General features: G+C 64.2%; 26 protein-coding genes. 15 read left to right on the top strand and 11 right to left on the bottom strand.

Features of this window, described 5'->3' with window-relative positions:
* Positions 1-13: 13 nt before the first annotated feature.
* The 3 genes from KCN53_RS15285 (at position 14) to KCN53_RS15275 (ending at position 4,782) form a co-directional block, all read left to right on the top strand.
* Positions 14-1,225 carry an acetyl-CoA C-acetyltransferase gene (locus KCN53_RS15285; RefSeq protein WP_088713197.1) on the top strand — a complete coding sequence of 404 codons (1,212 nt, stop codon included), beginning with the start codon at positions 14-16 and terminating at the stop codon, positions 1,223-1,225.
* Positions 1,226-1,279: 54 nt separating this feature from the next.
* The gene (locus KCN53_RS15280; protein ID WP_088713196.1) at positions 1,280-3,466 is read left to right on the top strand and encodes a 3-hydroxyacyl-CoA dehydrogenase NAD-binding domain-containing protein; all 2,187 of its coding nucleotides are present in this window, start codon (positions 1,280-1,282) and stop codon (positions 3,464-3,466) included.
* Positions 3,467-3,732: 266 nt separating this feature from the next.
* Positions 3,733-4,782 (top strand): D-alanyl-D-alanine carboxypeptidase family protein, encoded by a 1,050-nt coding sequence (locus KCN53_RS15275; RefSeq protein ID WP_224199784.1) that lies wholly within the window; start codon positions 3,733-3,735, stop codon positions 4,780-4,782.
* A gap of 184 nt (positions 4,783-4,966) precedes the next feature.
* Here KCN53_RS15275 and KCN53_RS15270 read toward each other — a convergent pair whose 3' ends face one another.
* The 7 genes from KCN53_RS15270 to KCN53_RS15240 all read right to left on the bottom strand — a co-directional run bounded on the left by KCN53_RS15270 (position 4,967) and on the right by KCN53_RS15240 (position 8,405).
* Positions 4,967-5,227: a DUF4170 domain-containing protein gene (locus KCN53_RS15270; protein WP_088713194.1), complete on the bottom strand. Its 261-nt coding sequence runs from the start codon at positions 5,225-5,227 to the stop codon at positions 4,967-4,969.
* Positions 5,228-5,292: 65 nt separating this feature from the next.
* Positions 5,293-5,913: an MlaC/ttg2D family ABC transporter substrate-binding protein gene (locus tag KCN53_RS15265; protein WP_088713193.1), complete on the bottom strand. Its 621-nt coding sequence runs from the start codon at positions 5,911-5,913 to the stop codon at positions 5,293-5,295.
* Positions 5,914-5,934: 21 nt separating this feature from the next.
* Positions 5,935-6,312, bottom strand: a complete 378-nt coding sequence (locus tag KCN53_RS15260; RefSeq protein ID WP_088713192.1) for a c-type cytochrome — start codon at positions 6,310-6,312, stop codon at positions 5,935-5,937.
* A gap of 117 nt (positions 6,313-6,429) precedes the next feature.
* Entirely contained in the window at positions 6,430-7,119 is a 690-nt protein-coding gene (locus KCN53_RS15255) for a hypothetical protein (protein WP_088713191.1), read from the bottom strand.
* Positions 7,109-7,408 carry a hypothetical protein gene (locus KCN53_RS15250; protein WP_088713190.1) on the bottom strand — a complete coding sequence of 100 codons (300 nt, stop codon included), beginning with the start codon at positions 7,406-7,408 and terminating at the stop codon, positions 7,109-7,111. Before KCN53_RS15250 ends, KCN53_RS15255 begins: the two co-directional genes overlap by 11 nt.
* Positions 7,405-7,836, bottom strand: a complete 432-nt coding sequence (locus KCN53_RS15245) for a phage holin family protein (protein WP_172406288.1) — start codon at positions 7,834-7,836, stop codon at positions 7,405-7,407. The genes KCN53_RS15250 and KCN53_RS15245 overlap by 4 nt, the downstream gene beginning before the upstream one ends.
* Positions 7,837-7,841: 5 nt before the next feature.
* Complete coding sequence (locus tag KCN53_RS15240) at positions 7,842-8,405, bottom strand: hypothetical protein (RefSeq protein WP_172406287.1); 564 nt, start codon at positions 8,403-8,405, stop codon at positions 7,842-7,844.
* A 140-nt stretch (positions 8,406-8,545) separates the two neighbouring features.
* Here KCN53_RS15240 and eno point away from each other — a divergent pair, with 140 nt between their 5' ends.
* The 11 genes from eno (at position 8,546) to KCN53_RS15185 (ending at position 20,371) form a co-directional block, all read left to right on the top strand.
* Positions 8,546-9,823: a phosphopyruvate hydratase gene (gene eno, locus KCN53_RS15235; RefSeq protein WP_088713188.1), complete on the top strand. Its 1,278-nt coding sequence runs from the start codon at positions 8,546-8,548 to the stop codon at positions 9,821-9,823.
* 126 nt (positions 9,824-9,949) lie between these two features.
* Positions 9,950-10,261: an FtsB family cell division protein gene (locus KCN53_RS15230; protein WP_088713187.1), complete on the top strand. Its 312-nt coding sequence runs from the start codon at positions 9,950-9,952 to the stop codon at positions 10,259-10,261.
* An 86-nt stretch (positions 10,262-10,347) separates the two neighbouring features.
* On the top strand, positions 10,348-11,439 hold the full coding sequence (gene pdhA, locus KCN53_RS15225) for a pyruvate dehydrogenase (acetyl-transferring) E1 component subunit alpha (RefSeq protein ID WP_088713186.1): 1,092 nt from the start codon (positions 10,348-10,350) through the stop codon (positions 11,437-11,439).
* A complete protein-coding gene (locus tag KCN53_RS15220) occupies positions 11,439-11,789 on the top strand; it encodes a DUF4440 domain-containing protein (RefSeq protein WP_088713185.1) in 351 nt (116 codons plus the stop codon). The genes pdhA and KCN53_RS15220 overlap by 1 nt, the downstream gene beginning before the upstream one ends.
* On the top strand, positions 11,789-13,180 hold the full coding sequence (locus KCN53_RS15215) for a pyruvate dehydrogenase complex E1 component subunit beta (RefSeq protein ID WP_088713184.1): 1,392 nt from the start codon (positions 11,789-11,791) through the stop codon (positions 13,178-13,180). The genes KCN53_RS15220 and KCN53_RS15215 overlap by 1 nt, the downstream gene beginning before the upstream one ends.
* Positions 13,181-13,258: 78 nt before the next feature.
* Positions 13,259-14,935, top strand: coding sequence for a sensor domain-containing diguanylate cyclase (locus KCN53_RS15210; protein WP_088713183.1), 1,677 nt, complete (start codon positions 13,259-13,261; stop codon positions 14,933-14,935).
* Positions 14,936-15,025: 90 nt separating this feature from the next.
* The gene (locus tag KCN53_RS15205) at positions 15,026-16,396 is read left to right on the top strand and encodes a pyruvate dehydrogenase complex dihydrolipoamide acetyltransferase (RefSeq protein WP_088713182.1); all 1,371 of its coding nucleotides are present in this window, start codon (positions 15,026-15,028) and stop codon (positions 16,394-16,396) included.
* 264 nt (positions 16,397-16,660) lie between these two features.
* Complete coding sequence (locus tag KCN53_RS15200; protein WP_143712254.1) at positions 16,661-16,960, top strand: hypothetical protein; 300 nt, start codon at positions 16,661-16,663, stop codon at positions 16,958-16,960.
* Positions 16,961-18,364: a dihydrolipoyl dehydrogenase gene (gene lpdA, locus KCN53_RS15195; protein ID WP_088713180.1), complete on the top strand. Its 1,404-nt coding sequence runs from the start codon at positions 16,961-16,963 to the stop codon at positions 18,362-18,364.
* A 56-nt stretch (positions 18,365-18,420) separates the two neighbouring features.
* A complete protein-coding gene (locus KCN53_RS15190) occupies positions 18,421-18,993 on the top strand; it encodes a DUF4142 domain-containing protein (RefSeq protein WP_088713179.1) in 573 nt (190 codons plus the stop codon).
* Between the two features lie 103 nt (positions 18,994-19,096).
* Complete coding sequence (locus tag KCN53_RS15185) at positions 19,097-20,371, top strand: APC family permease (RefSeq protein ID WP_172406286.1); 1,275 nt, start codon at positions 19,097-19,099, stop codon at positions 20,369-20,371.
* A 26-nt stretch (positions 20,372-20,397) separates the two neighbouring features.
* On the opposite strand, the gene KCN53_RS15180 is transcribed toward KCN53_RS15185, so the two are convergent.
* Positions 20,398-21,042 (bottom strand): carbonic anhydrase, encoded by a 645-nt coding sequence (locus KCN53_RS15180; protein ID WP_088713177.1) that lies wholly within the window; start codon positions 21,040-21,042, stop codon positions 20,398-20,400.
* 55 nt (positions 21,043-21,097) lie between these two features.
* Here KCN53_RS15180 and lipA point away from each other — a divergent pair, with 55 nt between their 5' ends.
* On the top strand, positions 21,098-22,018 hold the full coding sequence (gene lipA / locus KCN53_RS15175) for a lipoyl synthase (RefSeq protein WP_088713176.1): 921 nt from the start codon (positions 21,098-21,100) through the stop codon (positions 22,016-22,018).
* 7 nt (positions 22,019-22,025) lie between these two features.
* Here lipA and KCN53_RS15170 read toward each other — a convergent pair whose 3' ends face one another.
* The 3 genes from KCN53_RS15170 to KCN53_RS15160 are packed head-to-tail and all read right to left on the bottom strand — an operon-like array spanning position 22,026 to position 26,547.
* Complete coding sequence (locus KCN53_RS15170) at positions 22,026-22,367, bottom strand: PilZ domain-containing protein (RefSeq protein ID WP_088713175.1); 342 nt, start codon at positions 22,365-22,367, stop codon at positions 22,026-22,028.
* Positions 22,368-22,414: 47 nt separating this feature from the next.
* Positions 22,415-25,495 carry an efflux RND transporter permease subunit gene (locus KCN53_RS15165; protein ID WP_088713174.1) on the bottom strand — a complete coding sequence of 1,027 codons (3,081 nt, stop codon included), beginning with the start codon at positions 25,493-25,495 and terminating at the stop codon, positions 22,415-22,417.
* Positions 25,492-26,547, bottom strand: coding sequence for an efflux RND transporter periplasmic adaptor subunit (locus tag KCN53_RS15160; protein ID WP_088713173.1), 1,056 nt, complete (start codon positions 26,545-26,547; stop codon positions 25,492-25,494). Before KCN53_RS15160 ends, KCN53_RS15165 begins: the two co-directional genes overlap by 4 nt.
* Between the last annotated feature and the right edge of the window lie 54 nt (positions 26,548-26,601).

The raw sequence follows: 26,601 nt of genomic DNA, 5'->3' as shown, positions 1-26,601 counted from the left end.
GGGAGACCCGAATATGACCGAAGCCTATATCTACGACGCGGTGCGCACACCGCGCGGCAAGGGCAAGCCGAGCGGCGCCCTGCATGAAATCACCCCGATCCAGCTGGCGACGCAGGTGCTTCAGGCCGTGCGCGACCGGACCGAGATCGACACCGGCGACGTCGACGATGTCGTGCTCGGCTGCGTATCTCCCGTTGGCGAGCAGGGGGGCGACATTGCCCGCATCGCCGTCCTGAATGCCGACTATGCCCAGACGACGGCCGGGGTGCAGATCAACCGCTTCTGCGCCTCCGGTCTCGAGGCGACGAACATGGCCGCCGCGAAGGTCATTTCGGGTGAGGCCGAGTTCGCCATCGGCGGCGGGGTCGAAAGCATGAGCCGTGTACCCATGGGCTCCGACGGCGGTGCCTGGGCGATGGACCCGGCGGTCAACTTTCACAGCTATTTCGCGCCGCAGGGTATCGGCGCCGACCTGATCGCCACGAAATACGGGTTCAGCCGCGACGATGCCGACGCCTATGCCGTGGAATCGCAGAAGCGTGCCGCACGCGCCTGGCAGGAGGGCCGGTTCGACAAGTCGGTCGTGCCGGTGAAGGACGTGATCGGCGAAGTCGTCCTGGCGAAGGACGAGCATATGCGTCCCGACACCGACATGCAGGGCCTCGGCAGCCTCAACCCCAGCTTCGAGGGGATCGGCACGCAGATGCCGGGCTACGATTCGGTCGTGCTGCAGAAATATCCGGAGATCGAGAAGATCAACCATGTGCACCATGGCGGCAACTCCTCCGGCATCGTCGACGGCGCGTCCGCGATCCTGATCGGCAACAAGGAGATCGGCGAGAAATACGGCCTGAAACCGCGCGCGAAGATCCGCGCCATGGCCTCCATCGGGTCGGAGCCGACGATCATGCTGACGGGCCCGGAATTCGTCACCCGCAAGGTGCTGGATCGTGCCGGCATGGATGTGAACGACATCGACATCTACGAGCTGAACGAGGCCTTTGCCTCGGTCGTGCTGCGTTACATGCAGGCGCTGAACATCGATCATGACAAGCTGAACGTGAATGGCGGCGCGATCGCCATGGGTCATCCGCTGGGAGCAACCGGTGCGATGATCCTCGGCACGGTGCTCGACGAGCTGGAGCGGACCGGCAAGGGCACCGCGCTTGCGAACCTGTGCGTCGGTGCGGGCATGGGCACGGCGACGATCATCGAGCGGATCTAGGTCCGCCGCCCGCCACCCGAGCCAAACAGAAATTCCAGAGCGGAGAGCTCACCGATGAATACCGATACGATCAAATACGACCTCGACGGCGACGGCATCGCCATGCTGACCATCGACCTGCCCAACCAGTCGATGAACGTGATCAATGCCGAACTGCAGCGCGACATGACTGCGCTGATCGAGAAGATTTCCACCGACGACCAGATCAAGGGCGCGGTCATCACCTCGGGCAAGGCATCCGGCTTCATGGCCGGCGCCGACCTGAAGGGAATGAACTTCGGCGATGCGGACGGCGCCGCGAAGGATAGCGGCAAGTCGAAGATGGGCGTCCTGTTCGACGGCGTTTTCGCGCTGAACAAAATGCTCCGCGACCTCGAGACGTGCGGCAAGCCGGTTGCGGCCGCGGTGAACGGCCTGGCGCTCGGCGGCGGCCTGGAAGTCGTCCTGGCCTGTCACTACCGCGTCTGCGCCGACAATCCGAAGATCGGCCTCGGCCTTCCCGAGGTGATGGTCGGATTGATGCCGGGCGCGGGCGGTACGCAGCGCCTGCCGCGCCTGATGGGCGTGCAGCCGGCGCTGATGTACCTGGTGCAGGGCAACAATATGAAACCGCAGGAAGCGCTCGGCTTTGGCGTCATCCAGGAACTGGCCCCCGCCGACGAGATCGTCGACCGTGCCAAAGCCTGGGTGAAGGCGAACCCGAATGGCGGCGTGCAGCCCTGGGACCAGAAGAAGTTCAAGTTCCCGGGCGGGCCGGCGACACCGCTCAACCCCGGCTTCGGCCAGACATTCGTCGGCGGGACCGCCATGGCGATCTCGAAGACGCACGGGAACATCAACGGGCCGCATGCCATCCTCTCTGCCGTCTACGAGGGCGCGCAGGTTCCCATGGACACGGCGATCCGCATCGAAAGCAAATATTTCGCAAAGCTGGTCGCTGACCCGCAGGCGGGCAACATGATCCGCTCGCTGTTCGTCTCCAAGCAGGCGGCGGAAAAGGGTGCGCGCCGGCCCGAGGGCATCGAGCCCATGCCGACGAAGAAGATCGGCATGCTGGGCGCGGGCATGATGGGTGCGGGGATTGCGCTCGTCTCGGCGCGCGCGGGCATCGAGGTGGTGCTACTCGATACGTCGCAGGAATCCGCCGAGAAGGGCAAGGCCTATACCGAGCAGAAGCTCGGCAAGCGCATGGACAAGGAGAAGCTGCGGCCGATCCTCGACCGCATCACGCCGACGACCGACTATGCCGACCTCGAGGGGTGCGATTTCATCATCGAGGCGGTTTTCGAGGACCGCGACATCAAGGCCGAGGTGACGAAGAAGACCGAGGCCGTCGTCGGTGCTGACACCATTTTCGGCTCGAATACCTCGACTCTGCCGATCACGGGCCTCGCAAAGGCCTGGTCGAAGCCAGAGAAGTTCATCGGCGTGCATTTCTTCTCGCCGGTCGAGAAGATGCCGCTGGTCGAGATCATCGTCGGCGAGAAGACGGGCCCCGAGGCCATCGCAAAGGCGCTCGACTATGTTCAGCAGATCAAGAAGACGCCGATCGTCGTGAACGACAGCCGCGGCTTCTATACCTCGCGCTGCTTCGGCACTTATGTGCAGGAAGGTACCGCCATGCTGGGCGAGGGCATCACGCCCGCGCTGATCGAGAATGGCGGCAAGCATATGGGTATGCCGGTCGGTCCGCTCGCCGTCTCCGACGAGGTCTCCATCGAGCTTGGCTACAAGGTGATGCAGCAGACCAAGAAGGACATGGGCGACGCCTATAAGGAGGGTCCGTCCGATACCGTCGTCGAGAAAATGATGGCGGAGGGCCGTGTCGGCCGCAAGGGCGGCAAGGGCTATTACGACTATGGCGACGCCGGCAAGCAGCTCTGGCCGGGGCTGGAAGAGGCGTTCGGCGCCCATGACCGCCCGGAGCAGCCGCAGGTCGAGGCGGTGCAGGAACGGCTGAAATATCGTCAGCTCGTCGAATGCGCGCGCTGCTATGAGGAAGGGGTTCTGGAAACGCCCCAGGACGGCGACCTGGGCGCGATCTTCGGCTGGGGGTTCATGCCCTATACGGGCGGTCCGTTCAGCCACATGGATACGCTCGGCATCGACCATGTCGTGCGCGTCCTCGACCGTCTGGCGCAGGAACATGGCGAGCGCTTCTCGCCGCCCAAGCTGCTGCGCGACATGGCCGAAAAGGGCGAGAGCTTCTACAGTCGTCCGGAGGCGCAACAGGCCGCCTGACGACGCTCAGAAACGAGTTGAGGGAGGGCGGGGGCGCGTCGGCGCGTCCGCCTTCTTTCATCTTATGTTCAGCTTCTTAGGGAGTTTTACCCAGGGAGTGCCGCGGGTTTCCGGCCTCGGCCCCCGTTCGTCTCAACTGTGACTCGTCTCGTCTCGCTGCGACGCAAAAAGCCCTTCCTTCCGCAGAATTCCGTCATACATTGAGTATCCAGAGCGGAGGGAATTCTATGGATAGACAGGCAGAACGTACAACTCACAGAACGATCATGGAGCCCAGCAGGTTCCTGATGGCCCTGGCGGCCATGTTCGTGGCACTGTTTTCTGTCCAGTCAGTCCAGGCGAGCAGCCTTCTCGACAATCAGAAATATGCGGCGATCGTCGTCGATGCGGACACGCAGGAAGTTCTCTATGCCCGCAACGCCGACGCCGCGCGGCATCCGGCGTCGATCACGAAGGTGATGACGCTGATGCTGGCGTTCGAGGAAATCGACGCCGGCCGCCTCAGTTTCGACGACCGCGTCTACTTCTCGGCCCATGCGGCCTCTCAGCCGCCGTCCAAGCTCGGTATCGGCAAGGGTGGCTGGATCACGGTCGAACAGGCGGTTCGCCTGCTGACGACCAAGTCGGCGAACGACGTTGCCGTCGCTCTTGCCGAGCGTGTGGCCGGAAGCGAGACGGCCTTCGCCCAGCGCATGACGGAGAAGGCCCGCGAACTCGGCATGAACGCAACGGCATTCTACAATGCGAGCGGCCTGCCCAATGCGGCCCACTCCACGACGGCGCGCGACCTTGCGACGATGTCGGCTGCGCTGATGCGTGACTTCCCGCATTATTACGCGTTCTTCTCGCAGCGCTCCTACAATATGGGCGGCAAGTATTTTCCGAACCACAACCGCCTTCTGGGTAAGGTCGTCGGGCTCGACGGGATCAAGACCGGCTACACCAACGCGTCCGGCTTCACTCTCGCCGCCTCGGCCCAGCGTGACGGCACACGCCTGATCACGATCGTGCTCGGCGCGCCGTCCAGCCGGGCCCGTAACGACAATGTCGCGTCGCTGACGGAGGCCGGGTTCGAAGTGCTGAGGGATCGCCGGTCGGGCACCCGCACCACCGTCGCGAGCCTGATGAACGAGCCCGAGCCCGTGTTCGAGCTGTGGAACGGTCCGGCAACCGCGCAGGGTTCCGCCCCGGGCGAACCCTTCTCCGAAGACGAAGAGCTGAAGTTCGACCCCACGAGCAGCCTCGACCTGCCAGCTGCCCTGTCGCCCTTCGCGCCCGCTGGCTCGTCCTTCCAGAGCTTTTCCTGGCTGCGCTGACGCGGAGCGGGCAGGTCCGGGGGTCCTGAGTTGACGCTCGAGAACTGGCCCGGACGACAAGAGACCAGACAAGAAAAAGGCCCCCGAGCATAGCGCGGGGGCCTTTTTTCGTGACCGCTGTCCGGACCCGGCGCGGCACTTCCTGTCTCGCTCGCGAACTGGATATCCGCGCCGCGCGTTGAGTTCAGGCGGCGGGGCGGTCCCCGTCTTCCGGTTCAAGCAGCTCGTGAAGGTGGACGACGAGATACTTCATCTCGGCATCGTCCACCGTGCGCTGGGCATTGGCACGCCATGCCTTCTCGGCGGCGGCGTAATTTGGAAAAATCCCGACGATATCGAGATCGCTGAAATCCTCGAATTCAAGGCCGCGAGGGTCTTTTACCCTGCCGCCGAAGACAAGGTGCAGCTTCGGATTGGGGAGCTGGTCCTGGGTATGGCGCTTCATGGGCGGCGCCTATACCCGCGCCGCCCGGTTCGCGCAATCGACTTGCGCTGCAACAATTTGGAAGATCAGGATACCCGTCGTTTCATCAGGTCTACCAGCGCATCGAAGCCGTTCTTGCTGATATAGGCGTTGAAATCCTGTTCCTGCGTGATGGCCATGTTCACACCGGAGACCGTCAGGTTGCGGATCTTGTAGCTATTGCCGTCGGGCGACACGAGCCACACTGCGTCGATCGGTGCCTGGCCAGGCGAGGTCACGCGCGTATAAACTTCAACCTGTCCGCGCGAGCCACTCGGGACAGCGCGAATGACGTTCAGTTCAGCATCCTTGAAGGCGAACAGATTGTTCGTGTACGTTTCGACAACCCAGGCGGGGAAGACCTCCATATAGGCGCGCATCTGCGACTGATCGATGTCCCGCTGATGGCGGCGGATCAGATACTGGCCGATATAGTTGACGTCGAAATTCTCCGCGAGGAGCTTCCGAAGTTCGGTCTTCGTGGCGGCGCTGTTCGCACTGCCGCTGCGGATGACGCCGAACGCCTCATTGGCGAGCGAGTCGATGAACTGGCCGGCGCGCTGCGCGTCCGCCTCGCTGGCGGCCTGGGCGCTGACGGCGGTCGGAGCCAGAAAGGCCGCCGGAGCGGCGACGCTGGCAAGAAGAAGGGCGGCAAGACGCTTGGTCATGGTAAATAAGCCTCTACTGAATTACTCGGAAGCGCTGAGAATATAGCGGACGAGCCGCTTTCGCGCGCTGTCATCCTTCAATCCCGGATAGGCCATGATGGTTCCGCGCACGGTGGTTCGCGGCGCAGCTAGAAACATGTCGAGGGTCTTGTTGGACCAGACGATGTCGGACCGCTTCATCGCGGGGGAATAGCGCGCGAAATCGGATGTACCTGCGGTGCGGCCCGACAGGCCGTGAAGGTCGGGCCCCAAACGCGATTTGCTGTCCGCGATATTGGGATCGCCGTGACAGATGCCGCACTGTTTCGCGAACAGCTTCGCAGGATCATCCTGCGCGAACGAGGGACTCGAGCCCGCGCCCAGCATTCCCAGTGCCGCTACACACAGCCACAGCTTCATACACCCTCCCGCAAAATCGGCCTTGTTTAGCCCGGCCTTATCGGGCCGTCTGGCTGAATCCACTGTGAATTATGCACTGTAGACTCGGCCGATTTGCGGGGGCGGGTGAGTGTAAGGCTAAGCCTGCGCCTTTTTCAGTGCGGCATCGGCCGATGTCTTTGCCGCGCTTGCGGCGCGGTCACCGAGTTCACGCGCGTGTTCCTTGGCCTCGGACGCGATGCCTCGAAACTCTTCTTCGCCGGCTGCGCGGGCCGCACGCGCCGCTTCCACGGCCTGGTCGTAAAGCCCGTCGCGGTATGATCCGAGAACGCGGCTCTCCTGACGCGTGCGCGGGAGAAGCAGGCCGATCGCCATGCCGGCCAGCAGGCCGAGACCTGCCGCCGCAAGCGGGTAGCTTTCGAGGCCTTCGGACGCGCGGGTACGTGCCTTTTCGTAGCCTGCCTGCGCATCGCTGAGGCGCCGTTCGCCATACTCGCGCGCTTCGTTTGCCCGTTCGCGGGAATAGTCGCGCGCGGTCCGATAGCGCTCGGCGGTGTAGTCGCGCGCTTCCTGGTAGCGTTCCGACGTGTAGTCGCGCGCCGACTTCGCGCTGTCCTTCACGGAGATAGCGGCCTCGTTCGCCTTGCCGCGCGCCTTCGTCGCGGTGTCCTCGGCCTTGCCCCGCGCCTTGGCGGCGGCATCTTCGGCCTTACCCTTCACTTCGCGGGCTTTGCCCTTGGCCTTTTCGGCCTGCTTGCGGGCCTTGTCGGAGGTCGAGCTGTCTTCGGGCGGCGTCGTGGCCGCCGGCTGCTTATATTCACCCGTCATGGGAGTCTCCTTTCCTAACTTTATTGCCAACGCGCCACATCAGAAAAAGTCCTGTCAGCCCCGCGAGGGCGCCGGTGGCCGCAGGATGGCTTTGTGCCGCTTTGCGGGCGCTCAGAACGCCCTTCGCTGCCCGGTCGGTCACCGTATCCGCCGTGCGCTTTGCCAGCGCTTGCGGCGTCAGCCTGGCCTTGAGCTCGCCCACACTCGCCGTCAGGTCGTGCCGGGCGACATCCGCGCGGTACCGCGCGGCGGCAGCGCGCTTCACCTGGGGCGGGATATCCTCGTTCATTCTGCGCCTCCGCGTTCCGGAGCCCAATCCGCCTCGGGGGCGGCGGCGCGCTTGGAAACCTGCATTCTCAACATCCGCTTCATGCGCGCCCGGCCTCTGACGTAGAGAAGATACGCCCCGCCCAGATAGAGCAGCGTGACGATCAGAAATCCGAGCGGTGCGCCGACGAGGAGGCCCAGGCCGAGAGCCAGCGCGACCGTGAAGGCGATGCTGGCCAGAAACCCAAGGAATCCCGCGGCTGCGAACGAAATCGCCGGCTGTGCGGCCATCTCGATCCGTCCGGAGATTTCCGCACTGACATAGGCCTTTTCCGCCTCGACCCATGCCTTCGCGTCACGCTTGACGCGGTCGACTAGGGCGCCGAGGTCCGGCTCGCCCGACGGCGGCAACGGCGTGCCGCCGTGGCGGCTTCCTGTGTCCTTCGACACCGGGACTAGGCGTCGCGGTCGGCAGGTGTCGTGGTTCCGCCGGTCGCGTCGAAGGCCCGCTCGCTCGCCTTCGCAAAGCGCGAAAGGGCAAAGCCGACCGCGGCTGCGGCGCCGATGGCGATGGCGGGGGACTTGCGAACCATGACGCGCAGATCGTCGAGCAGTTCGTCGACCGTCTTCTCGTCGAGAGTCGAGGCGAACTGTTCGATGCTGTCGGCGGCGCCGTTCACATATTGCGTCAGCGGTTCGGCCTGCGTCCCCTTGAACTGGTTCGCGGCATCGCGGGTAGACGCCGCGAGGTTGCGGACCGTCTCCGAGGCTTTCGCCTTGCCCTCTTCCGCCGCCGAGCGCGCGCGTGTCGCAGCGTCACCGGCAAGCTTGTTGGCTTGGTCCTTTACTGATTCCGGCACGCGGGCAGACAGCGAAGCGCCGTCATCCTGATGTTCGGCAATGGTCGGATGCGTCGTCGTGCTCATCGGCGCGGACGCGGACGTGCGGGCTGCATCGCCGGGGACGTTGGTATCGGCAACGGCGTCGACGGAAGTGGCCTTGTCGTCTTCGGTTGGCATGGGTGCTCCCTTTCTGTTCTCATTCCCAGTCTTACTTCGGCAACGGATCGACGGGGGCATGGTTCCGCGCCGTTGCGGCGATGCAAAAGCGTCTCTAACAGGCGCTGCGAACAGCTAATCACAAGAAGCGGGACGTTCCGATGACAGCCATTGTCGACATTCATGCGCGGCAGATTCTCGATAGCCGGGGCAACCCGACGGTGGAAGTCGACGTCGAGCTGGAAGACGGCAGCCAGGGCCGCGCAGCCGTCCCTTCGGGCGCCTCGACCGGTGCCTATGAGGCGGTGGAGCTGCGCGACGGTGACAAGTCCCGCTATCTTGGCAAGGGTGTGGAAAAGGCGGTCGACGCGGTCAACGGCGAGATTCTCGACGCGCTTCTGGGAGCCGAAGCGGAGGACCAGCTTGAGATCGACCAGGCCATGCGCGACCTGGACGGCAGCGAGAACAAGTCTCGCCTGGGTGCGAACGCGATCCTGGGCGTAAGCCTGGCCGTGGCCAAGGCCGCCGCGTCGGCGCGGGGGCTGCCGCTTTATCGTTATGTGGGCGGTACGGCGGCGAACCTTCTGCCGGTTCCGATGATGAACATCGTCAATGGCGGTGCACATGCCGACAATCCGATCGATTTCCAGGAATTCATGATCATGCCGGTGGGGGCTGAGAGCTTCTCCGAAGGGCTGCGCTGGGGCGCCGAAATCTTCCACACGCTGAAGGCGGCGCTGGCAAAGGACGGCTTGGCGACGGCAGTCGGCGACGAGGGAGGATTCGCGCCCAATCTCGCCAGCGCGGAGGCGGCTCTCGACTATGTGATGGCGTCCATCCGCGATGCGGGATTCGAACCGGGCGACAATGTCATGCTGGCGCTCGACTGCGCTGCCACCGAGTTCCACCAGAGCGGCGCCTATGTCTATGGCGGCGAGGGCGTCACCCGGTCCGGCGAGGAGCAGGCCGCCTATCTGGAGAAACTGGTCGACGCCTATCCGATCCTCTCCATCGAGGACGGCATGGACGAAGACGACTGGGACGGCTGGACAGCGCTGACCGAACGTGTCGGTGACCGGGTCCAGCTGGTCGGCGACGATCTGTTCGTCACCAACCCCGCGCGCCTCGCGCAGGGTATCGCCAAGGGAGCGGCGAACTCGATCCTGATCAAGGTGAACCAGATCGGAACGCTGTCGGAGACGCTGGAGGCGGTGAACATGGCCCACCGTGCCGGCTATACCGCGGTGATGTCGCACCGGTCGGGCGAGACCGAGGATGCGACGATCGCCGACCTCGCCGTCGCGACCAATTGCGGGCAGATCAAGACGGGCAGCCTCGCCCGGTCGGACCGGCTGGCGAAATATAACCAGCTCCTGCGCATCGAGGAGGAACTGGGCGGCATGGCCGATTATGCCGGCAGGGCGATTCTGCGGTCCTGATTCATGCAACCTCGCACCGATGCGCGGCCGCGCATCGGCTGACGACTCGGTTCGTCGCAATTTCGACTCGGTCCGTGCGACCGGCGATTGACGCGCGCCATATCGCGTGATTCAAGCGGGTTACCCATGCAAAGCTTACGTCATGTCGCAAGACGGACCGGATCCGTCATTCTGACCGCCGCCCTGGCGGCCATCACGGGTTTGTGCCTGTGGCAGATGATGATGGGCGAAAACGGCCTGATGTCGCTTGGCGAAGTTCGCGCCGAGCATGCCCTTTTGCGACAGGAGGCCGCCCGTCTGGCGGCGGAACGCGAGAAGCTGGAGCACCGCGTCGAGCTGATGGGCGAGCGCGCGGAGCCGGATTATGCCGAGGAACTCGTCCGCCGCCGGCTCGGTCTTGTGCGCGAAGACGAAATCATCGTTCGACTGGACGACTGAACGGGACTTAAGCGCTGCCCGGCCCTTTCGTTGATCGGTCGAAGCCCCTAGAGCAGTCCCCGATCAGCCCATCGGAAGGGAGCTTCATGGCGGCCAAGAAAGCGGCAAATGCGAAGGATACGGGCGGGAAGGGCGAGGAATCGCCGTCGCGGGTCCGGATTACCGAAGCCCGCGATGGGATCGATCAGGTGCCCATGCCGTCCCGTCACGAGCCCTCGCAGGAGGAGCTGACCGAGCTTTACCGCCGCATGCTGATGATCCGCCGTTTCGAAGAGAAGGCGGGCCAGCTTTACGGCATGGGCCTGATCGGCGGGTTCTGCCACCTCTATATCGGCCAGGAAGCGGTTGTGACCGGCGTGCAGGCGGCCATGACCGATGCCGACAGCGTGATCGGCGGCTACCGGGTGCACGGTCATATGCTCGCCTGCGGTATTTCGCCCAAGGACGTGATGTCCGAACTGACCGGCCGGGCAGCGGGCATTTCCAAGGGCAAGGGCGGGTCGATGCACATGTTCTCGACCGAGCATAAATTCTACGGCGGCCACGGTATCGTCGGGGCCCCGGTCCCGCTGGGCGCTGGCCTCGCCTTTTCGCACAAATATCAGGAAGATGGCGGCGTTGCGGTCATCTATTTCGGTGACGGTGCGGCGAACCAGGGCCAAGTCTACGAGGCATTCAACATGGCCGAACTGTGGAAGCTGCCCGCTCTCTTCATCATCGAGAACAACCAGTATGCGATGGGAACCAGCGTCAATCGCGCCTCTGCCGAGGACCAGCTCTACCGGCGCGGCGAATCCTTCCGCATCGAGGGCATGCAGGTGAACGGCATGGATGTCCTCGACGTCCAGGGTGCCGCTGAGACGGCGCTTGACTGGGTGCGCGGCGGAAACGGCCCCGTGCTGGTCGAATATATGACCTACCGGTACCGCGGCCACTCGATGTCGGATCCGGCCAAGTATCGCAGCCGCGACGAAGTGCAGGATGTCCGGACCAAGCGCGACCCGATCGAGGCCGCGAAGGCCGAACTGATGAAAATGGGCACCGACGAGGACTCGCTGAAGGCGATTGAGAAAGAAATCCGCGAACAGGTCAATGAGGCCGCCGACTTTGCCGAGCAGACGCCCGAACCGGACCTGAAGGAACTTTACACCGATGTTCTGGTGGGGAGCTACGGCTGATGGAGATCACCGACGAGGATGTCTGGGCGCGCGAAGAACGTCTTTGGACCGGCGGCGCCGACGCCTATGCGGAGCTGCTCGACAACGACGCCTTGATGGTGTTCCCAGAAATGGGCGCGCTCAATGCCGCATCCGTTCGCAAATCGATTGAGCGCGCGCCGCGCTGGGAGAGCGTCGACATGCGCGAGCGGTCGCTCGTGCGGCCCGCGCAGAGCCTGATCGTCATCGCCTATCGCGCGGAAAGCCGGCGCAGCGAGGAGCCGGCCTACGCCGCATTCTGCTCCAGCACCTACCGCGCCGTCGGTAATGGTTGGCGCATTGTTCAACATCAGCAGACACTGGCCAACTGATGCCTATCGAGATCAAACTTCCTGCCATGTCCCCCACCATGGAAGAGGGGACACTCGCCAAATGGCTGGTCGCTGAGGGCGACGAGGTGAACCCCGGCGACCTGCTGGCGGAAATCGAGACCGACAAGGCGACGATGGAGCTGGAAGCCGACGAAGGCGGGACTGTGGCCAAGCTGCTGGTCGAAGCAGGCAGCGAAAATATCGCCGTTGGGACGCTGATCGCGGTTATCGCTCGTGAGGACGAAGACGCCGGTGACGTGGACATCCCTGCAGATGGCGGCGACCCGCCTGCCAGCAGCGAGACGCAGCAGTCCTCGGCCACGCCCGATGTCGAAGCCGAACAGCCCAAGGCGGGCGAAGAACCTGCCAGCCTGTCGGTCGAGCCGGAGGTTCCGGAAGGCACGGAAATGGTGCGCATGACGGTTCGAGAGGCCCTGCGCGATGCCATGGCCGAGGAAATGCGCGCGGACGGCAAGGTCTTCGTCATCGGCGAAGAGGTTGCCGAGTATCAGGGCGCCTACAAGGTCACCCAGGGCCTGCTCGACGAGTTCGGCGACAAGCGCGTCATCGATACCCCGATTACCGAATATGGTTTCGCGGGCGTTGCGACCGGCGCCGCCATGGGCGGACTGAAGCCCGTCTGCGAGTTCATGACGTTCAACTTCGCGATGCAGGCCATCGACCATATCGTCAATTCGGCCGGCAAGACGCTGTACATGTCGGGTGGCCAGATGCGCTGTCCGATCGTGTTTCGCGGCCCTAACGGAGCGGCGGCGCGCGTGGGCGCGCAGCACAGCCAGAATTACGGACCCTGGTATGCCAGCGTACCGGGGCTGATCGTTGTGTCGCCCTATGATGCCGCCTCTGCCAAGGGGCTGCTGCGCGCCGCCATCCAGTCGCCGGACCCGGTGGTCTTCCTGGAGAACGAGCTGCTCTACGGACAGTCCTTCGACGTCCCGAAGCTGGATGACTGGGTACTTCCCATCGGTAAGGCGAAGGTCGTTCGCGAAGGCGCGGACGTCACGCTCGTCAGCTATTCCATCGGTGTCGGAGTGGCGCTGGACGCCGCGAAGGAGCTGGAGAGCGACGGTATCGATGCCGAAGTCATCGACCTTCGCACGCTGCGCCCGCTCGATCGCGAGACCGTGCTGGCGTCGCTGAAGAAGACCAACAGGCTGGTGGCAGTGGAAGAGGGTTGGCCCACCTGTTCCATCTCGTCGGAAATTCAGGCCATCTGCATGGAAGACGGGTTCGACTATCTGGATGCGCCCGTCCTGCGGGTCACCAATGTCGACGTACCGCTTCCTTACGCTGAGAATCTTGAGAAGGCTGCGCTGCTGAAACTTGACGAGGTCGTGACGGCAGCGAAAAAGGTCTGCTATAAAAACTAGCATGGGTTTAATCTGACGTCGGCCGGTTCCTGGCCGGGACCCTTTGGCATGGGGTGAGCAGGGAGTTTCGAAGCGGGAATGACCTGCCCCAACGCGATCCGGCCTGCCTTCCTGTGCGCACTTCTTGTGGCTGTGCTGATGGCGATGGGAAGCGGCGGGCATGCCCTGGCACGCGACCTGGCGATCACCGGTTGTTCGGTCGACCTGTGCGGCGAGGAGGTCGGTACGCCGATGTCCAGCGGCGAAATCACCTATGCCGTCGCCGAAACTCGCTTCGCCGACCCCGAGGCCGTTCACTATTTCGTACCGCGAAGCTTCCGGTTCGATCGGATGGAAATCGAATTTCGCTATGCGGACGGCAGTGCCGTGCGCCGCGCTTATGATCAGTCCGTCGCCAGCGCAAACTGGATCGCTGCCGCCCGCTTCGCCATTCCGCTTCCAGAAGGTGCAGCGCCCCCGGCAGAAATTCGCATGCAACTCGGCCGCTCGTTCGAAGGCCATCTGGCTGAAAGCGCCACGATAGAATCGATCCGTAGCGTGCGGGCGCAGGGCAGCCGGATGCTGTTCCTCTTCGGCCTGCTGGCGGGCGTCGTGCTGGTGCCGCTCTTTGCCAATCTGGCACTGCTTCACGCGCTCAGAGAGCCGTTCCAGCGCTCCTACGCGCTCATGTCGCTGTGCGTGTTCATATATGGGGTCTTCTGGTCGAACAGCCTGTTCGCCATCCTTCCGGGCCTGTCATTCGAGACGCGCTTCGTCGGCACCTGGGTGTCGCTGGGCGGCGCGATATTCTTCAACCTCCTCTTCCTGACGCAGTTTCTCGAACGCCGTGTCCTGGCCGCGTGGCAGCGCCTTGCGCTGCCGGTGACGGGGGCCATCATCCTGACCGGCTCGGTGGTCTGCGGCTTCTACGCGCTGCACCTGCCGGAAGGGGCGTTCGAGGTTTACCACCTCCTCTATCTTCCGGCGCTGGTCGTGCTGGTATGCGCCTGTGTCACGGCGTACCGAAACGGCAGCCAGCTCCTTTGGATCTACCTGATCAGCTGGCTGCCTGCGCTGATCGTCATCCTGCTCAGAATATTGCGTGCGTTCGGGCTGTTGCCGCAGACCGACCTTCTCGACCTGTCCATTTTTGCAGCGCTGGCATTCGAGGTGCTGATCATCTCTGTCGCGCTTGGCTACCGTGCCCTGATACTGCGGCGGGAACGCGACGAGGCGCTGGAGCGGCAGAAGGAGCTGAGCCGGGTCGCCGACATCGATCCGTTGACCGGTCTGTTCAACCGCCGCGGACTGATTCGGCAGCTTGCCGAATGGCCTCGCGGCGCGCCCATCGCGCTCATCCTGTTCGACCTGGATCACTTCAAGACGGTGAACGACCGGTTCGGCCACCTGGCAGGTGATGCCGTGCTGTCCCGGCTGGGCGACGTCCTGCGCAGGCGCAGCAGAGACACTCTTCTGGTGCGCGCGGGCGGCGAGGAGTTCGGAATCGTGCTGAGGCCCGAAGATTCCGACGAGCGGCCGGTCGACCATGCGATGCGCATTCTCGACGAGATTCGCGCCACCCGCTTCGCGATACCAGACGGGGGGCTGGTCAGTCTGACGGCGAGCTTCGGGGTCGCCGAGGGGCGCGCGGATCCGGAAAGCTTCTGGACCGGCATCTATCGCCGGGCGGACGAAGCCCTGTTCCTCGCCAAGGCCCATGGCCGCGACCGCGTGGAAGTCGCGCTTGCGCCGGGCGAGACGCCGGAGGCGTTGTGATGGGCACGCGGGACCGATAGAGCGGCCACATGAGACCGCCTGCCGTCCGTGGGATCGCCCTGGACGCGGCGCACTGCAAAAGGGAACCCGATGGCGACCGAACTTACCATGCCTGCCCTCTCGCCCACCATGGAGGTCGGCACCCTTTCCAAATGGCTGGTGAAAGAGGGCGATAGCGTCGAACCGGGCGACCTGCTGGCGGAGATCGAGACCGACAAGGCGACGATGGAGTTCGAAGCGGTCGATCCCGGTGTCATCGCGAAGATCCTGGTCGAGGAAGGCACCGACGAGGTCGCCGTCGGCACGCCCATCGCCATACTTGCCGAAGAGGGCGAGGACCCCGCCGATGTGGAAGCGCCCGAGGCAAAGAAAGAGCCTGAGCTGAAGGCGCGCGCGGAGGATGAGCCGACGAAGGACGAGGAACAGGCGCCGGCGCCGAAACCCGCGCCCGCCCCCAAGGCCAAGGAGGCAGGGTACGGCCGTGACGATACGCAGGCTACTGGCGGCGATGATCTTCCCGCGGCGGGCCCGGCGCCGGTGAAGGACGGCGAGCGCCTGAACGTCACGCCGCTCGCACGCCGTATCGCAGAGGCGAAAGGGGTCGATCTCGGGACGGTCGAGGGAACGGGACCCAAGGGCCGCATCGTCAAGGCGGATGTCGAAGGTGCGTCCGCAGCGCCGGCGCAGGCTTCCGCAAAGGCTGCCGGGGACAGAAGCGACCGCCCGGCAAAGGCGACCGACACGGCCGTCCAGACAAAGGCCGGTGCGGATGCGCCCTACGAGACCGAAAAGCTGTCGAACATTCGCAAGGTCACGGCGCGCCGCCTGACCGAGTCGAAGCAGACCGTGCCGCACTATTATCTCACGGTAGACTGCAATCTCGACGCTCTGCTGACCCTGCGCAAGCAGCTGAACGGCGACCTGGAAGCGCGCGGCGTGAAGCTGTCCGTGAACGACCTTCTCGTAAAGGCGCTCGCCGTCGCGCTCACCGAGGTTCCCGACGCGAATGTCCAGTTCGCGGGCGATGAGATGATCCGCTATGGCCGCGCCGATATTTCGGTCGCGGTCGCCATCGACGGCGGCCTGATCACTCCCATCATCCGCGATGCGGCGGAAAAGCGCCTGTCGACCATTTCCGAGGAGATGAGCGACCTTGCCGCGCGCGCCCGCGACGGGAAGCTGAAGCCCGAGGAGTTCCAGGGCGGCACCGCCAGCCTGTCCAATCTCGGCATGTACGGCATCAAGCAGTTCGAAGCCGTCATCAATCCGCCGCAGGGGATGATCCTTGCCGTCGGCGCGGGCGAGAAGCGGCCCTATGTCGTCGACGACGCGCTTTCGATCGCTACCGTGATGAGCGCGACCGGCAGCTTCGATCATCGCGCCATCGACGGAGCCACCGGTGCGCAGCTGATGGCCGCGTTCAAGCGCCTGATCGAAAGCCCGATGGGGATGCTGGCCTGATGGCTGAAGAAATTGAAATTTAAATTTTGTTTCAATAAGTTGGCGCGAAAAAAGCTTATATTTTTATTGGTTGTGCTTTTGTGCGGCTATGCCATTTCCGAGTTCTTTGACTTCGAGATATCTAAGCAAGAAAACGAGTGTAATCAGAAACTGCTCGGGTATTACCGCCTTTCTACTGAAGCGCTCCAAATGAGTGCGGGGTATAGTTCGATGGAAATGGATAAGGACTTAGTTGACATAGTTTTACGACTAGAAAGACTTAGGATGGAGAATGCTCTTCGTGCAAAGGGATTGAGCGAGGATGAAGTTGAGGCGCTCGTGTCCGATTTTTCGCAGATCATCGAGGAGAATCTTGACAGAGATTATCAGTCAGACAGCATTAAATTGAGCAATAAGTCTGTAGCGCATGATGCATCTATACGGAGGGTCATGTCGGAGTGCGACGATGTTGGTACGCTCGCCCGAATCAGTCGTTACTTCAACATTTTGCTGTCATTTCTTATTGCCTTGATCAGTTTCCACATCGGGCGAACAAATCGCGAAGATGTCATGGAGAGATCTTGAATGCCTGACACCTACGACCTTATCGTTCTCGGGTCCGGGCCCGGCGGTTATGTGGGCGCTATCCGCGCGGCGCAGCTTGGCCTCAAGACCGCCATCGTCGAGCGCGAGAAGCTGGGCGGGATCTGCCTGAACTGGGGCTGCATCCCGACCAAGGCGCTGCTCCGTACGTCCGAGATCAAGCACTATATGGATCACGCCAAGGATTACGGGCTTGGTGCGGACAATGTGTCGGCCGACCTTGAGGCGGTCGTTAAGCGCTCACGGCAGGTCGCCGGACAGCTCAATTCCGGCGTCAAGCACCTGATGAAGAAGAACAAGGTCGAGGTGATCGAGGGGGAGGGTGCGCTTGCCGGTAAGGGGAAACTGAAGGTCGGCGACAAGACCCTGTCCGCCAAGCATATCGTCGTCGCTACCGGCGCGCGTGCGCGCGAGCTTCCCCACCTGAAGGCGGACGGCGAGCGCATCTGGACCTATCGTCATGCCATGACGCCGAAGGAGATGCCGACGAAGCTGCTCGTCATCGGCTCGGGCGCCATCGGCGTCGAATTTGCCAGCTTCTACGGCGACATGGGCGCCGATGTGACGATCGTCGAAATGCTCGACCGTATCGTCCCCGTCGAGGACGAGGCGATTTCCGCGCACATGAAAAAGCGCCTGGAAAAGGACGGCATGACGATCATGACCGAGGCATCGGTCGAGAAGGTCGACGTTCGTGCGAAGGGCGTGACCGCTTCTATCAAGGGGAAAGACGGGAAGACCGCGAAGCACGAGTTCAGCCATGTGATCCTTGCCATCGGCATTGCGCCGAATAGCGAGAGGATCGGTCTGGAGGAGCTTTGCATCGAAACCGACCGCGGGCACATCAAGACCGATCCCTATGGAAAGACGAACGTCGAGGGCGTCTGGGCAATCGGCGATGTGTGCGGGCCGCCCTGGCTGGCGCACAAGGCAAGCCATGAGGGCGTTGTCGCTGCCGAGGCCATCGCCGAGGCCCTGGGCAGGGGGTCGGGGCATGCGCCGCATCCCATGCGCTACGACAATATCCCGGGCTGCACCTATTCGCGGCCGCAGATCGCCAGCATCGGCATGACTGAGGCGAAGGCGAAGGAGGCGGGCCGCCAAGTGAACGTCGGTAACTTCCCCTTCATCGGCAATGGCAAGGCGATCGCGCTCGGTGAAGCCGACGGCTTCATCAAGACCATCTTCGACAAGGATACCGGGGAGCTTCTGGGCGCGCACATGATCGGCGCGGAAGTGACCGAACTGATCCAGGGATTTGTCGTCGCGCGCGAACTGGAAACGACGGAAGAACAGTTGATGCAGACGGTGTTCGCGCACCCGACGCTGAGCGAGATGATGCACGAGAGCGTCCTCGACGCCTATGGCCGGGCGCTTCATTATTGAGGAACCGTTCGGCGGAAACGCCGTTCAGCGCGGGTACAAGCCGGAGCTGACCCGCCATGAAGACGATCTCGGTTTCAACTTTCCTTCTCGCCGCCGTTCTGACGGCCTGCTCGTCGGCCGATGAGCCCGCTCCGGGGCCGACCGCCGACGAGGAAGTCGCGGCTGCGGAAGACGCCGAGGAAGCCCGCGAGCAGGCGGTCGCCTCATCGGAAGTTCTCACCGAGACCCAGGCGTTTCTAGACGACCTGGCCCAGCAGGGTGCAATCCAGGTGGGCATGGCGAAGATCGCCATGGACCAGGCGGAGCGGGAGGAGGTCAAAGCCTTCGCCCGGCAGGCCGTCGATGTGCACCAGGACATGCTGACGGGACTTCGAGACCTCGCCGAGCAGAACGAGAACTTCCAGGTTTCGACCGTTCTCAGCGACGAGCAGGAACGAAACTTCGCACAGCTTCGCGGTGCCCGCAGCGTCGACGACATGTATCTCGAACGAACGCGGGCTGCCTGCGACGAGATCGAAGCTGCGCTTGCGAACTATGCCGACACGGGAGACTTCGCCGCCCTGCGCCAGTGGTCGAAACAGGCGCTGGCACGGTTCGAAAAGCATGGCGAGGATCTGACCACCTTGTAACGATGCCCCTATGACAATTCTCCTGTAACGCCTTGTCTTTTTGGAACGGAAGCAGGGGGTACCCGTTCGCAGAATGTTGTATGTCGGGCCGCTCCGAGGTCCGATGACCGGAAGGGGACGCCGGATCGCCGACGACGCAAAAGCCAATGCGGAACTCTCGCGCAGTATTTCGCCGTTCATGCTCGCCGTTTACGGGCTCGGGACCATTCTCGGGGCCGGTATCTATGTCGTCGTCGGGAAAATCATCGGAGAAGCCGGAGCGCTTGCGCCCTTCGCGTTCCTTGCGGCTGCGGCTGCGGCCGCACTGACGGCGTTCAGCTATGCCGAACTGAGTGCGCGCGTTCCCGAATCGGGCGGGTCCTCCGCCTTCGTAGCGCACGGGTTCGACAGGAAGTGGCTGACGGCGGTCGTTGGCTGGGCGCTGGTCGGGACCGGGATCGTGTCGGCTGCGACGATCGCTACCGGGTTCGTCGGATATCTGGGCGAAGTTATGAGCGTCTCGAAATGGTGGGCCGTACCTGCGCTGGTCGGCGCGCTCACCTTCGTGGCGGCGATCGGCGTGAAGCAGTCGGCATGGTTCATGGGCCTCACGACGGCGGCGGGCCTGATCGGCCTGCTCTACGTCCTGTGGTTCACGGTGCCGAACCTGGCCGGCTACCCGGCCATGCTCGGGGAGGCCTGGTCCGAAGGCAGCCTTCCCGGCGGCAGGGGCCTCGGCATCGGCATATTGCTCGCGGCATTTCTGGCCTTTTACGCCTTTATCGGGTTCGAGGACCTTGTGACGCTGGCCGAGGAAGCCGAGAACCCGCAGCGTTCGCTGCCGAAGGCGATTTTCGCGGCGCTTGTTATCTCACTTATCTTCTATGTGCTGATCGCTGCGGCCGCAGTGTCCACGCTGTCCGCCGACAGGCTGGACGAGAGTGCGGCGCCGCTCGTCGATGTGGTGAAGGAGGAGGGGCGGAGCGGCTATGTGCTGACCGGCCTCAGCCTGCTCATTATCGTCAACGGTGCGCTCGCGCAGATCGTCATGGCCAGCCGCGTGATTCACGACCTAGGGAAACGGCGCGGCGTTTCCCCGTCCTGGCTGTCGCACATCAACGGCTCCACTCACACACCGCTGCTGGCTACCGTCATTTCCGGCGCCGTGGTCACCGCGCTCGCGCTGTTTCTGCCAACCGAGCAGCTCGCCAGCCTGACCAGCTATATCATCCTCGGCGTCTTCTTCGCCGCCAATGCAGCGCTCGTGAAAATGAAGCGCGACGGGATCGAAGCGGGCGGCGGTGTCCGGACCTATCCGGTCTGGGTGCCCATTGGGGGGATGATCGCCTGCGTCCTCCTCGTGGTCGGCGAAGCGGCGCTGGGCGGAGGAGGGCACTAGGCGCAGTCCATCCGCCGGTCCCCGGGTCAGGACAGATTGATGTCCTCGAACTCGCCGCTGTCCTGCAGGATCGACAGCCGGCCATGAGCGACGGCGAAATGGCCGCCGTGCAGGGTCAGCCGCCCGTCGGCTAGGCGGTCCTCGACGAAGGGAAAGGTGCGCAGGTTGCGCAGGCTCGTACGCACGGCCTCATGCTCCATCGCCAACTGGGCTTCGGGCCCGTTCAGGTCGTTGCAGCGCGCCTCGACCGCATTGCGCGCCTCGTCGAGCAGGCCGATCCATGACGCGATGAAATAACCCTTGCCCGGATCGCTGCCGTGGAACTGGCGCGACAGCGCGGCACCGCAGCCCCCGCATCCGCCATGACCGAGGACCAGTAGGTCGCGGACCTGCAGCTGGGTCACTGCGAATTCCAGCGCCGCCGAGACACCGTGCTGGCCGCCGCCGGTCTCGAAGGGCGGTACGAGGTTGGCGACGTTGCGCACCATGAAAATCTCACCGGGGCCGGCGTCGAAGATGAGCGAGGGAGAGACCCGGCTGTCCGAGCAACTGATCACCATCGTTCCCGGGGACTGCCCCTCGGCCAGCTGATCGTAGCGGGCCTTCTGATCCAGATAGGCGGCGTTGCGAAACCGGCCATAGCCGGAAAGAAGTTCTGTGAATGCGACCATGCTGCAAGCGCTAGCGCAGTTGCGGATGCGCCGCCATCCGCTATCTGGGGAGGGTATGAACGACATGACCCCGATCAGAGACCCCGAGCGCCGCCGCAAGCCGGACTGGCTGCGGGTGAAGGCACCGATCTCCAAGGGCTTTTCGGAGACCCGCAAACTCATGCGGCGCCTCAACCTGAACACGGTCTGCGAAGAGGCGGCCTGTCCCAATATCGGCGAGTGCTGGACGCAGAAGCATGCGACGGTGATGATCCTGGGCGACACCTGCACCCGGGCCTGCGCCTTCTGCAATGTGAAGACGGGGATGCCCCGGCCGGTCGATCCGCTGGAACCCGAGCATGTCGCCGTCGCCGCTGGCGAGCTGGGGCTGGAACATATCGTCATCACCTCGGTCGACCGCGACGATCTGCCCGACGGCGGCGCGCGTCAGTTCGTGAAGGTGATCGAGTCGCTGCGCAAGAATGCGCCGAACACGACCATCGAGATCCTGACGCCCGATTTCCGCAACAAGGCGGACGACGCCGTGCGCGCCATCGTCGAGGCGCGGCCCGACGTCTACAATCACAATCTGGAAACGGTGCCGCGGCTGTACCCGACGATCCGACCGGGCGCCCGCTACTATCATTCACTGCGTCTGCTCGAGCGGGTGAAGACGCTCGACCCGACGATCTTCACCAAGTCGGGCATGATGCTGGGCCTTGGCGAAGGACGGCTGGAGGTTCATCAGGTGATGGACGACATGCGCTCCGCGGATGTCGATTTCCTGACGCTCGGCCAGTATCTGCAACCCACCCCGCGTCATGCCGAAGTGATCGACTTCGTGTCGCCGAAACAGTTCGGCAGCTATGGAGAGATGGCGCGCGCGAAGGGCTTCCTGTTGGTATCCTCCACGCCGCTGACCCGGTCCAGCTATCATGCGGGCGACGATTTCGCGCGTCTGAAGGCAGCGCGCGAAGCGAAGCTGGCGAAGGGCTAGCCGCGCGCTAGTCGCGCCACATCGTGAAGGACTGGGCTTGCCGCTCGCTATGCGATGCGGCGAGGGCATCGACTCCGGTACCGACGCCGATCTTGCGGACGAACTGGACGCCGGCGCGGTTGTCGCGAACCCAGCGGACCTCGCACAGCATGGCCTGCGCATCCTTGATGCGCAGTTCGACGCTGTCGCCTTCTCTCAGTTCGATGTCGCTCTGTACGAGGGCGCCGTCGGCCGACACGTCGCGGATGATCGCTTTTCTTGTGACGCCGTCGACGCGGATCGTGCCGCTTCTCAGAATGCGGGCCCGCCGCTCGCGCTCGCGGGTGGGTTCGACCAGCAAATCGGCCATGTTCGACTCTACCTCCACTTCGGAGACTTGTGGCTACAAGGCGTTGGTTAAGAGGCGGTTTCCAAGCTGCCGCTGGCTGAGTTCCCGTCCTCGTCCGCCGCGTTACGGCGTGCGATGAGAAGATACATCACCGGTGTGACGATGCGGCTGAGAAGCGTCGAGGAAATGAGGCCGCCAATGATGACGATCGACAGCGGCGCGTAGAGCGCAGTTCCGCCAAGTGCGAGCGGCATCAGCCCGCCGATGGCCGTCACCGAGGTCAAGAGGACCGGCAGGAAGCGGATTTCCGCGGCTTCTTCAACCGCTTCTCGCAGGCCCATGCCCCGCGCGCGCAGCTTCGAGGTGAAATCGACCAGAAGGATCGAGTTTTTGATCTCGATCCCGATGAGGGCGATGAAGCCGATAACCCCGGTGTAGGAAATCGAGTTGCCCGTAATCCACAGCGCGATCAGGCCGCCGAAAAAGCCGAGCGGGATCACCCCGGCCACAACGATGGTCTCGCGGAAGCGGCCGAACTCCGCCACGAGAACGGCGAATACCCCAGCCACGGCGAGCATGGCGATGAGACCGAGACCGGCGAAACTCTCGGCAGTCGCCTCCGCCTCTCCCCCGAAGCCGATGGCATAGGCGGGCGGCAAATCGATGGCGGCGAGCTCGGGTTCCAGATCGGCGAGCACCTTCGACGCCAGGAAGCCCTCGCGGACGAACGAGGTCACCACATTGACCCGCTCGAGCTGGTAGCGGTCGATGCGCGGGGGCACGCTTTCGAGGAACGGATCCGCAAGTTGTCCCAGCGGGACTATGTCTCCCGACGTGGTGGGTACATATATGTCCCGCAGCGCCTCGGCCTGGCGCCGTTCGCCCATGGGCAGCCTCACGGTCACGGGATAGCTGTCGCCTTCCTCGTCGCGGAACGTGCCGCCGCGCTGGCCGAGCAGAGATAGCCTCACCGTTTCGCGCACGGCCTCCGGCGCCACGCCGAGTATTGCGGCCTTGTCGCGGTCGAGGCCCAGATTGAGGTCGATGCGGTTTTCGGAGAGCGGGTTCTCCACGTCGCGCGTGCCGGCATGAGTTCGGAACAGCGTAGCGACTTCACCGGATATCCGCCTGATTTCCTGCAGGTCGGGGCCGGTCACACGCACCGCCAGCGGCGCGGCCACCGGGGCGCCATTGGCGAAGCGCCGCACGAGAATTTCGGCTTCGGGATCGTCATCGAAATCGGCGCGCAGGCGGTCGAGGAGTTCCGGGCCCCGCCTCGGGTCCCATTCGTCCATGACGGCAACGATAATGCCCTCTCGGGTGCGCTCGAAGTCCGAAAAGACGTTGTAGAAGACCTGCGGCCCGCCCGCGCCGGAATGTTCGATGACATAGCGAATGCCGGGCTCTTCTCCGATACGGTCGCCCAGGCGCCGCACGACGCGATCCGTGCCTTCCACGCCGGTACCTTCCGGCGTCCGGACTTCGACCGTGAAAAAGGGAACGTCGGCATTCGGAAACAGGGTGAAGCCAAGCACCGGAACCAGTGCCAGCGCCGACAGGCAGAGCGCCATCGTGCCCGCAAACCAGCGCCGCGGACGGGCCAGGGCCCTGTGGAGGATGGGAGTGTAGACCTTGTGGATGCCGCGCTGCAGCGCACGCATGAAGATATTGCCCTCCGGATCGTCGTCGCGGCGCAGGATTCGGCTGGCGAGAAAGGGAATGATGGTGAGGGACACGATCAGCGAGGCCGACACGGTGTAGATGACGGCGAGCGGCAGGCTGCGCGTGAAGAGACCTGCTCCGCCCGGTAGGGAGGCGATGGGGAGGAACGCGAAAATCAGGACGCCCGTGGAGCCGAGGACCGCTGCCTGAATTTCCTTCGTCCCGTCCAGCGCCGCCTTCAGCCGCGACGCGCCCATCCTGAGATGGCGCGAGATATTCTCCGTCACCACGATCGAGTCGTCGACGAGCAGGCCCAGCGACAGGATGAAGCCGGCAATGGACAGCTGGTTCAGCGAATAGCCGGTGAGCTGCATCATGAGGACGCCGGAGGCGAGGCTGAGCGGAATGGACACCATCACGATGACCGAGGCGCGCGGGCCAAGCGGCAGCAGGGTGATAAGGACAAGGCCGAGGGCGATGGCGAAGTCGCGCGCCAGGACCCCCAGTCTTTCGCGAATTTCGATGGTCTGGTCGAAGACGTTCACCAGCTCGATGTCGGGCGGCAGCGACGCCGCGAAGCGGGACATCTGGACCTCGACATCCTCACGGATGGCCAGCGCGTTGAGGCCGTCTTTCTGCTGCGCCGCCACGACGACCGCGCGCTTCCCATTCACGCGCACGATGTGCAGGCGCTCATCGGTACTCCACGAGACCTCTGCGACGTCTCCGACCGTCAGCACGGTTCCGCCGCCCGCACGAAGCGGCGTGGTGCGGACTTCCTCCAATGTGCGGAAGGCGCCGCCCGCCTCTACGTTGAAGCGCGTGTCGCCGGCATGGACGACGCCGGCCGGCAGATCGGCACCGGCGCGCGATAGCGCCTGCGCTACGGCGCCCGCCGGGACCCGGTATTGCGCCAGGCGAGCCGGGTCGATGGCAACGCGCACCTCCAGGTCCGGCATTCCGAAGGCTTCCGACTCGCGGATGCCCTGCACCCGCGTCAGCTGCTCCGACAGGTCGTCGGCATATTTCTCCATACGCCGCCACGAAGCGGTCTCGCTGACCAGCGCATATTGGACCAGTGCCGCGCGGGTGGTGCGGGCGCGACGATATTCCAGCGCCGTGCCCGGCGGCAGCGAGTCGCGGACGGCGCCGACCTCGCGCACCGCGTCGTTGAACTTCTCGTCGGCGTCGGACCCCCAGTCGAACTCGATCGTGACGATCGACAGCCCGTCGTTCGAGGACGACTCGATCGAGTTGATGTCGTCAAGGCCCTGGACCCGCTCCTCGATCGGTTTTGCCACCGTCTCCTCCATGTCGGCGGCATCGGCGCCCGGCTGCGCCGCGACGATGATGACGATGGGGATGGGGAAGTGCGGATCGACCGACCGGGGGATGGTCAGGAAGGCCGAAATGCCAAGAGCGGCCAGCAGGCCTGCAATGATCAGCGTCAGCTGCCATTGCCGGACCGCGATGCCGGTCAGGTTCACCTGACCTCGACCTTCTGGCCGGGAACGAGGTCGTCGGCGCCTGCCGTCACAACGCGCTCGCCCGCCTTCAGCCCCTCGAGGATGACAACCCCCTCATCGACAAGATCGCCGGTAGCGACCGTGCGCGGGCGCGCGGTCGTATCCTCTGGCTCGACCACCCAGACCACGGCGCCACCAGCGCGTGCCGACGTGAGCGCGGAGGCGGGCAGTAAGAGCTGCGAAGGCTCGGTTCCGTCCTGTGAAATGGTAGCAGGCAGCATGACCCGGCCGATCTGCCCGCTTCGCAGGCCCGAGCGGGAGGGCAGAGAGAATTCCGCCGCGAAGGTTCCGGTTGCCGGATCGGCCCGGCCGGCGAGTTCGACGAGCTGTGCGGACAGCGGCGCCTCGCCAAGTGCTTCCACGCGAACTTGCGCGGCGGCCCCGACCGACAGCGCGGCCGCCTGCCTGTCGGTCAGCGGGACGGCAAGGACGAACCCCTGGTCGGCGCGTCCCAGCGACAGGATCGGCTGGCCGGCGTCGACGACCTGACCCGGCTCGGCAAAGCGCTGCAGCACCACTCCGCTGCTGGGGGCGACGATACGGGCGGTCCTGGCTGCGAACGCCGCGGAATCGACCCGGGCGTCGGCAGCGCGCACAGCGGCTTCGACGTCGTCGAGCCTGGCGCGGGTGACCCACCCTTCCGTAAACAGGTCGCGGCTTCGTTCGAGATCGCGCTGAGCCCGGTCCGCCTCGGCCCGCGCGGTGGCAAGGTCGGCTTCCACGGTCTCGCGGTTGAGGGAAGCGAGCAGCTGCCCCTCGCGAACCCGGTCGCCCTCATCGACAGCTATGCTCGCAATCTGGCCAGGACTGGTGAACCCTAGCGACACCTCGCTGCGCAGGCGTACGGTGCCAACGGCGGGGATGGCGGCACGCTCTTCAAGGAGGCGGACTTCGGTCGTCTGCACGACCGGCAGGGCCCGCTCGGGCCCTGCTTGCGGAGTCGGGTCCGATTGACCGCACCCGGCCAGCGCCAAACCGGCGGTCAGTATGACCATCTTGCGCAGAAGACTCATCCCCAAGGCTCCTGAGTTCCACTCAAATTAGCGCGTAGAGGAGATGGGTGCCCT

Source organism: Pacificimonas aurantium, assembly GCF_020092905.1.
GTDB lineage: Bacteria > Pseudomonadota > Alphaproteobacteria > Sphingomonadales > Sphingomonadaceae > Pacificimonas > Pacificimonas aurantium.
Note: the sequence above shows the minus strand (reverse complement) of the source record. Positions and strands in the feature narration are given on the sequence as shown.

Coding starts and splice junctions, on each gene's coding strand:
- KCN53_RS15285 (WP_088713197.1), top strand. CDS start 14: ATGACCGAAGCCTATATCTACGACGCGGTGCGCACACCGCGCGGCAAG.
- KCN53_RS15280 (WP_088713196.1), top strand. CDS start 1,280: ATGAATACCGATACGATCAAATACGACCTCGACGGCGACGGCATCGCC.
- KCN53_RS15275 (WP_224199784.1), top strand. CDS start 3,733: ATGGAGCCCAGCAGGTTCCTGATGGCCCTGGCGGCCATGTTCGTGGCA.
- KCN53_RS15270 (WP_088713194.1), bottom strand. CDS start 5,227: ATGAAGCGCCATACCCAGGACCAGCTCCCCAATCCGAAGCTGCACCTT.
- KCN53_RS15265 (WP_088713193.1), bottom strand. CDS start 5,913: ATGACCAAGCGTCTTGCCGCCCTTCTTCTTGCCAGCGTCGCCGCTCCG.
- KCN53_RS15260 (WP_088713192.1), bottom strand. CDS start 6,312: ATGAAGCTGTGGCTGTGTGTAGCGGCACTGGGAATGCTGGGCGCGGGC.
- KCN53_RS15255 (WP_088713191.1), bottom strand. CDS start 7,119: ATGACGGGTGAATATAAGCAGCCGGCGGCCACGACGCCGCCCGAAGAC.
- KCN53_RS15250 (WP_088713190.1), bottom strand. CDS start 7,408: ATGAACGAGGATATCCCGCCCCAGGTGAAGCGCGCTGCCGCCGCGCGG.
- KCN53_RS15240 (WP_172406287.1), bottom strand. CDS start 8,405: ATGCCAACCGAAGACGACAAGGCCACTTCCGTCGACGCCGTTGCCGAT.
- eno (WP_088713188.1), top strand. CDS start 8,546: ATGACAGCCATTGTCGACATTCATGCGCGGCAGATTCTCGATAGCCGG.
- KCN53_RS15230 (WP_088713187.1), top strand. CDS start 9,950: ATGCAAAGCTTACGTCATGTCGCAAGACGGACCGGATCCGTCATTCTG.
- pdhA (WP_088713186.1), top strand. CDS start 10,348: ATGGCGGCCAAGAAAGCGGCAAATGCGAAGGATACGGGCGGGAAGGGC.
- KCN53_RS15220 (WP_088713185.1), top strand. CDS start 11,439: ATGGAGATCACCGACGAGGATGTCTGGGCGCGCGAAGAACGTCTTTGG.
- KCN53_RS15215 (WP_088713184.1), top strand. CDS start 11,789: ATGCCTATCGAGATCAAACTTCCTGCCATGTCCCCCACCATGGAAGAG.
- KCN53_RS15210 (WP_088713183.1), top strand. CDS start 13,259: ATGACCTGCCCCAACGCGATCCGGCCTGCCTTCCTGTGCGCACTTCTT.
- KCN53_RS15205 (WP_088713182.1), top strand. CDS start 15,026: ATGGCGACCGAACTTACCATGCCTGCCCTCTCGCCCACCATGGAGGTC.
- KCN53_RS15200 (WP_143712254.1), top strand. CDS start 16,661: ATGGAGAATGCTCTTCGTGCAAAGGGATTGAGCGAGGATGAAGTTGAG.
- lpdA (WP_088713180.1), top strand. CDS start 16,961: ATGCCTGACACCTACGACCTTATCGTTCTCGGGTCCGGGCCCGGCGGT.
- KCN53_RS15190 (WP_088713179.1), top strand. CDS start 18,421: ATGAAGACGATCTCGGTTTCAACTTTCCTTCTCGCCGCCGTTCTGACG.
- KCN53_RS15185 (WP_172406286.1), top strand. CDS start 19,097: ATGACCGGAAGGGGACGCCGGATCGCCGACGACGCAAAAGCCAATGCG.
- KCN53_RS15180 (WP_088713177.1), bottom strand. CDS start 21,042: ATGGTCGCATTCACAGAACTTCTTTCCGGCTATGGCCGGTTTCGCAAC.
- lipA (WP_088713176.1), top strand. CDS start 21,098: ATGAACGACATGACCCCGATCAGAGACCCCGAGCGCCGCCGCAAGCCG.
- KCN53_RS15170 (WP_088713175.1), bottom strand. CDS start 22,367: ATGGCCGATTTGCTGGTCGAACCCACCCGCGAGCGCGAGCGGCGGGCC.
- KCN53_RS15160 (WP_088713173.1), bottom strand. CDS start 26,547: ATGAGTCTTCTGCGCAAGATGGTCATACTGACCGCCGGTTTGGCGCTG.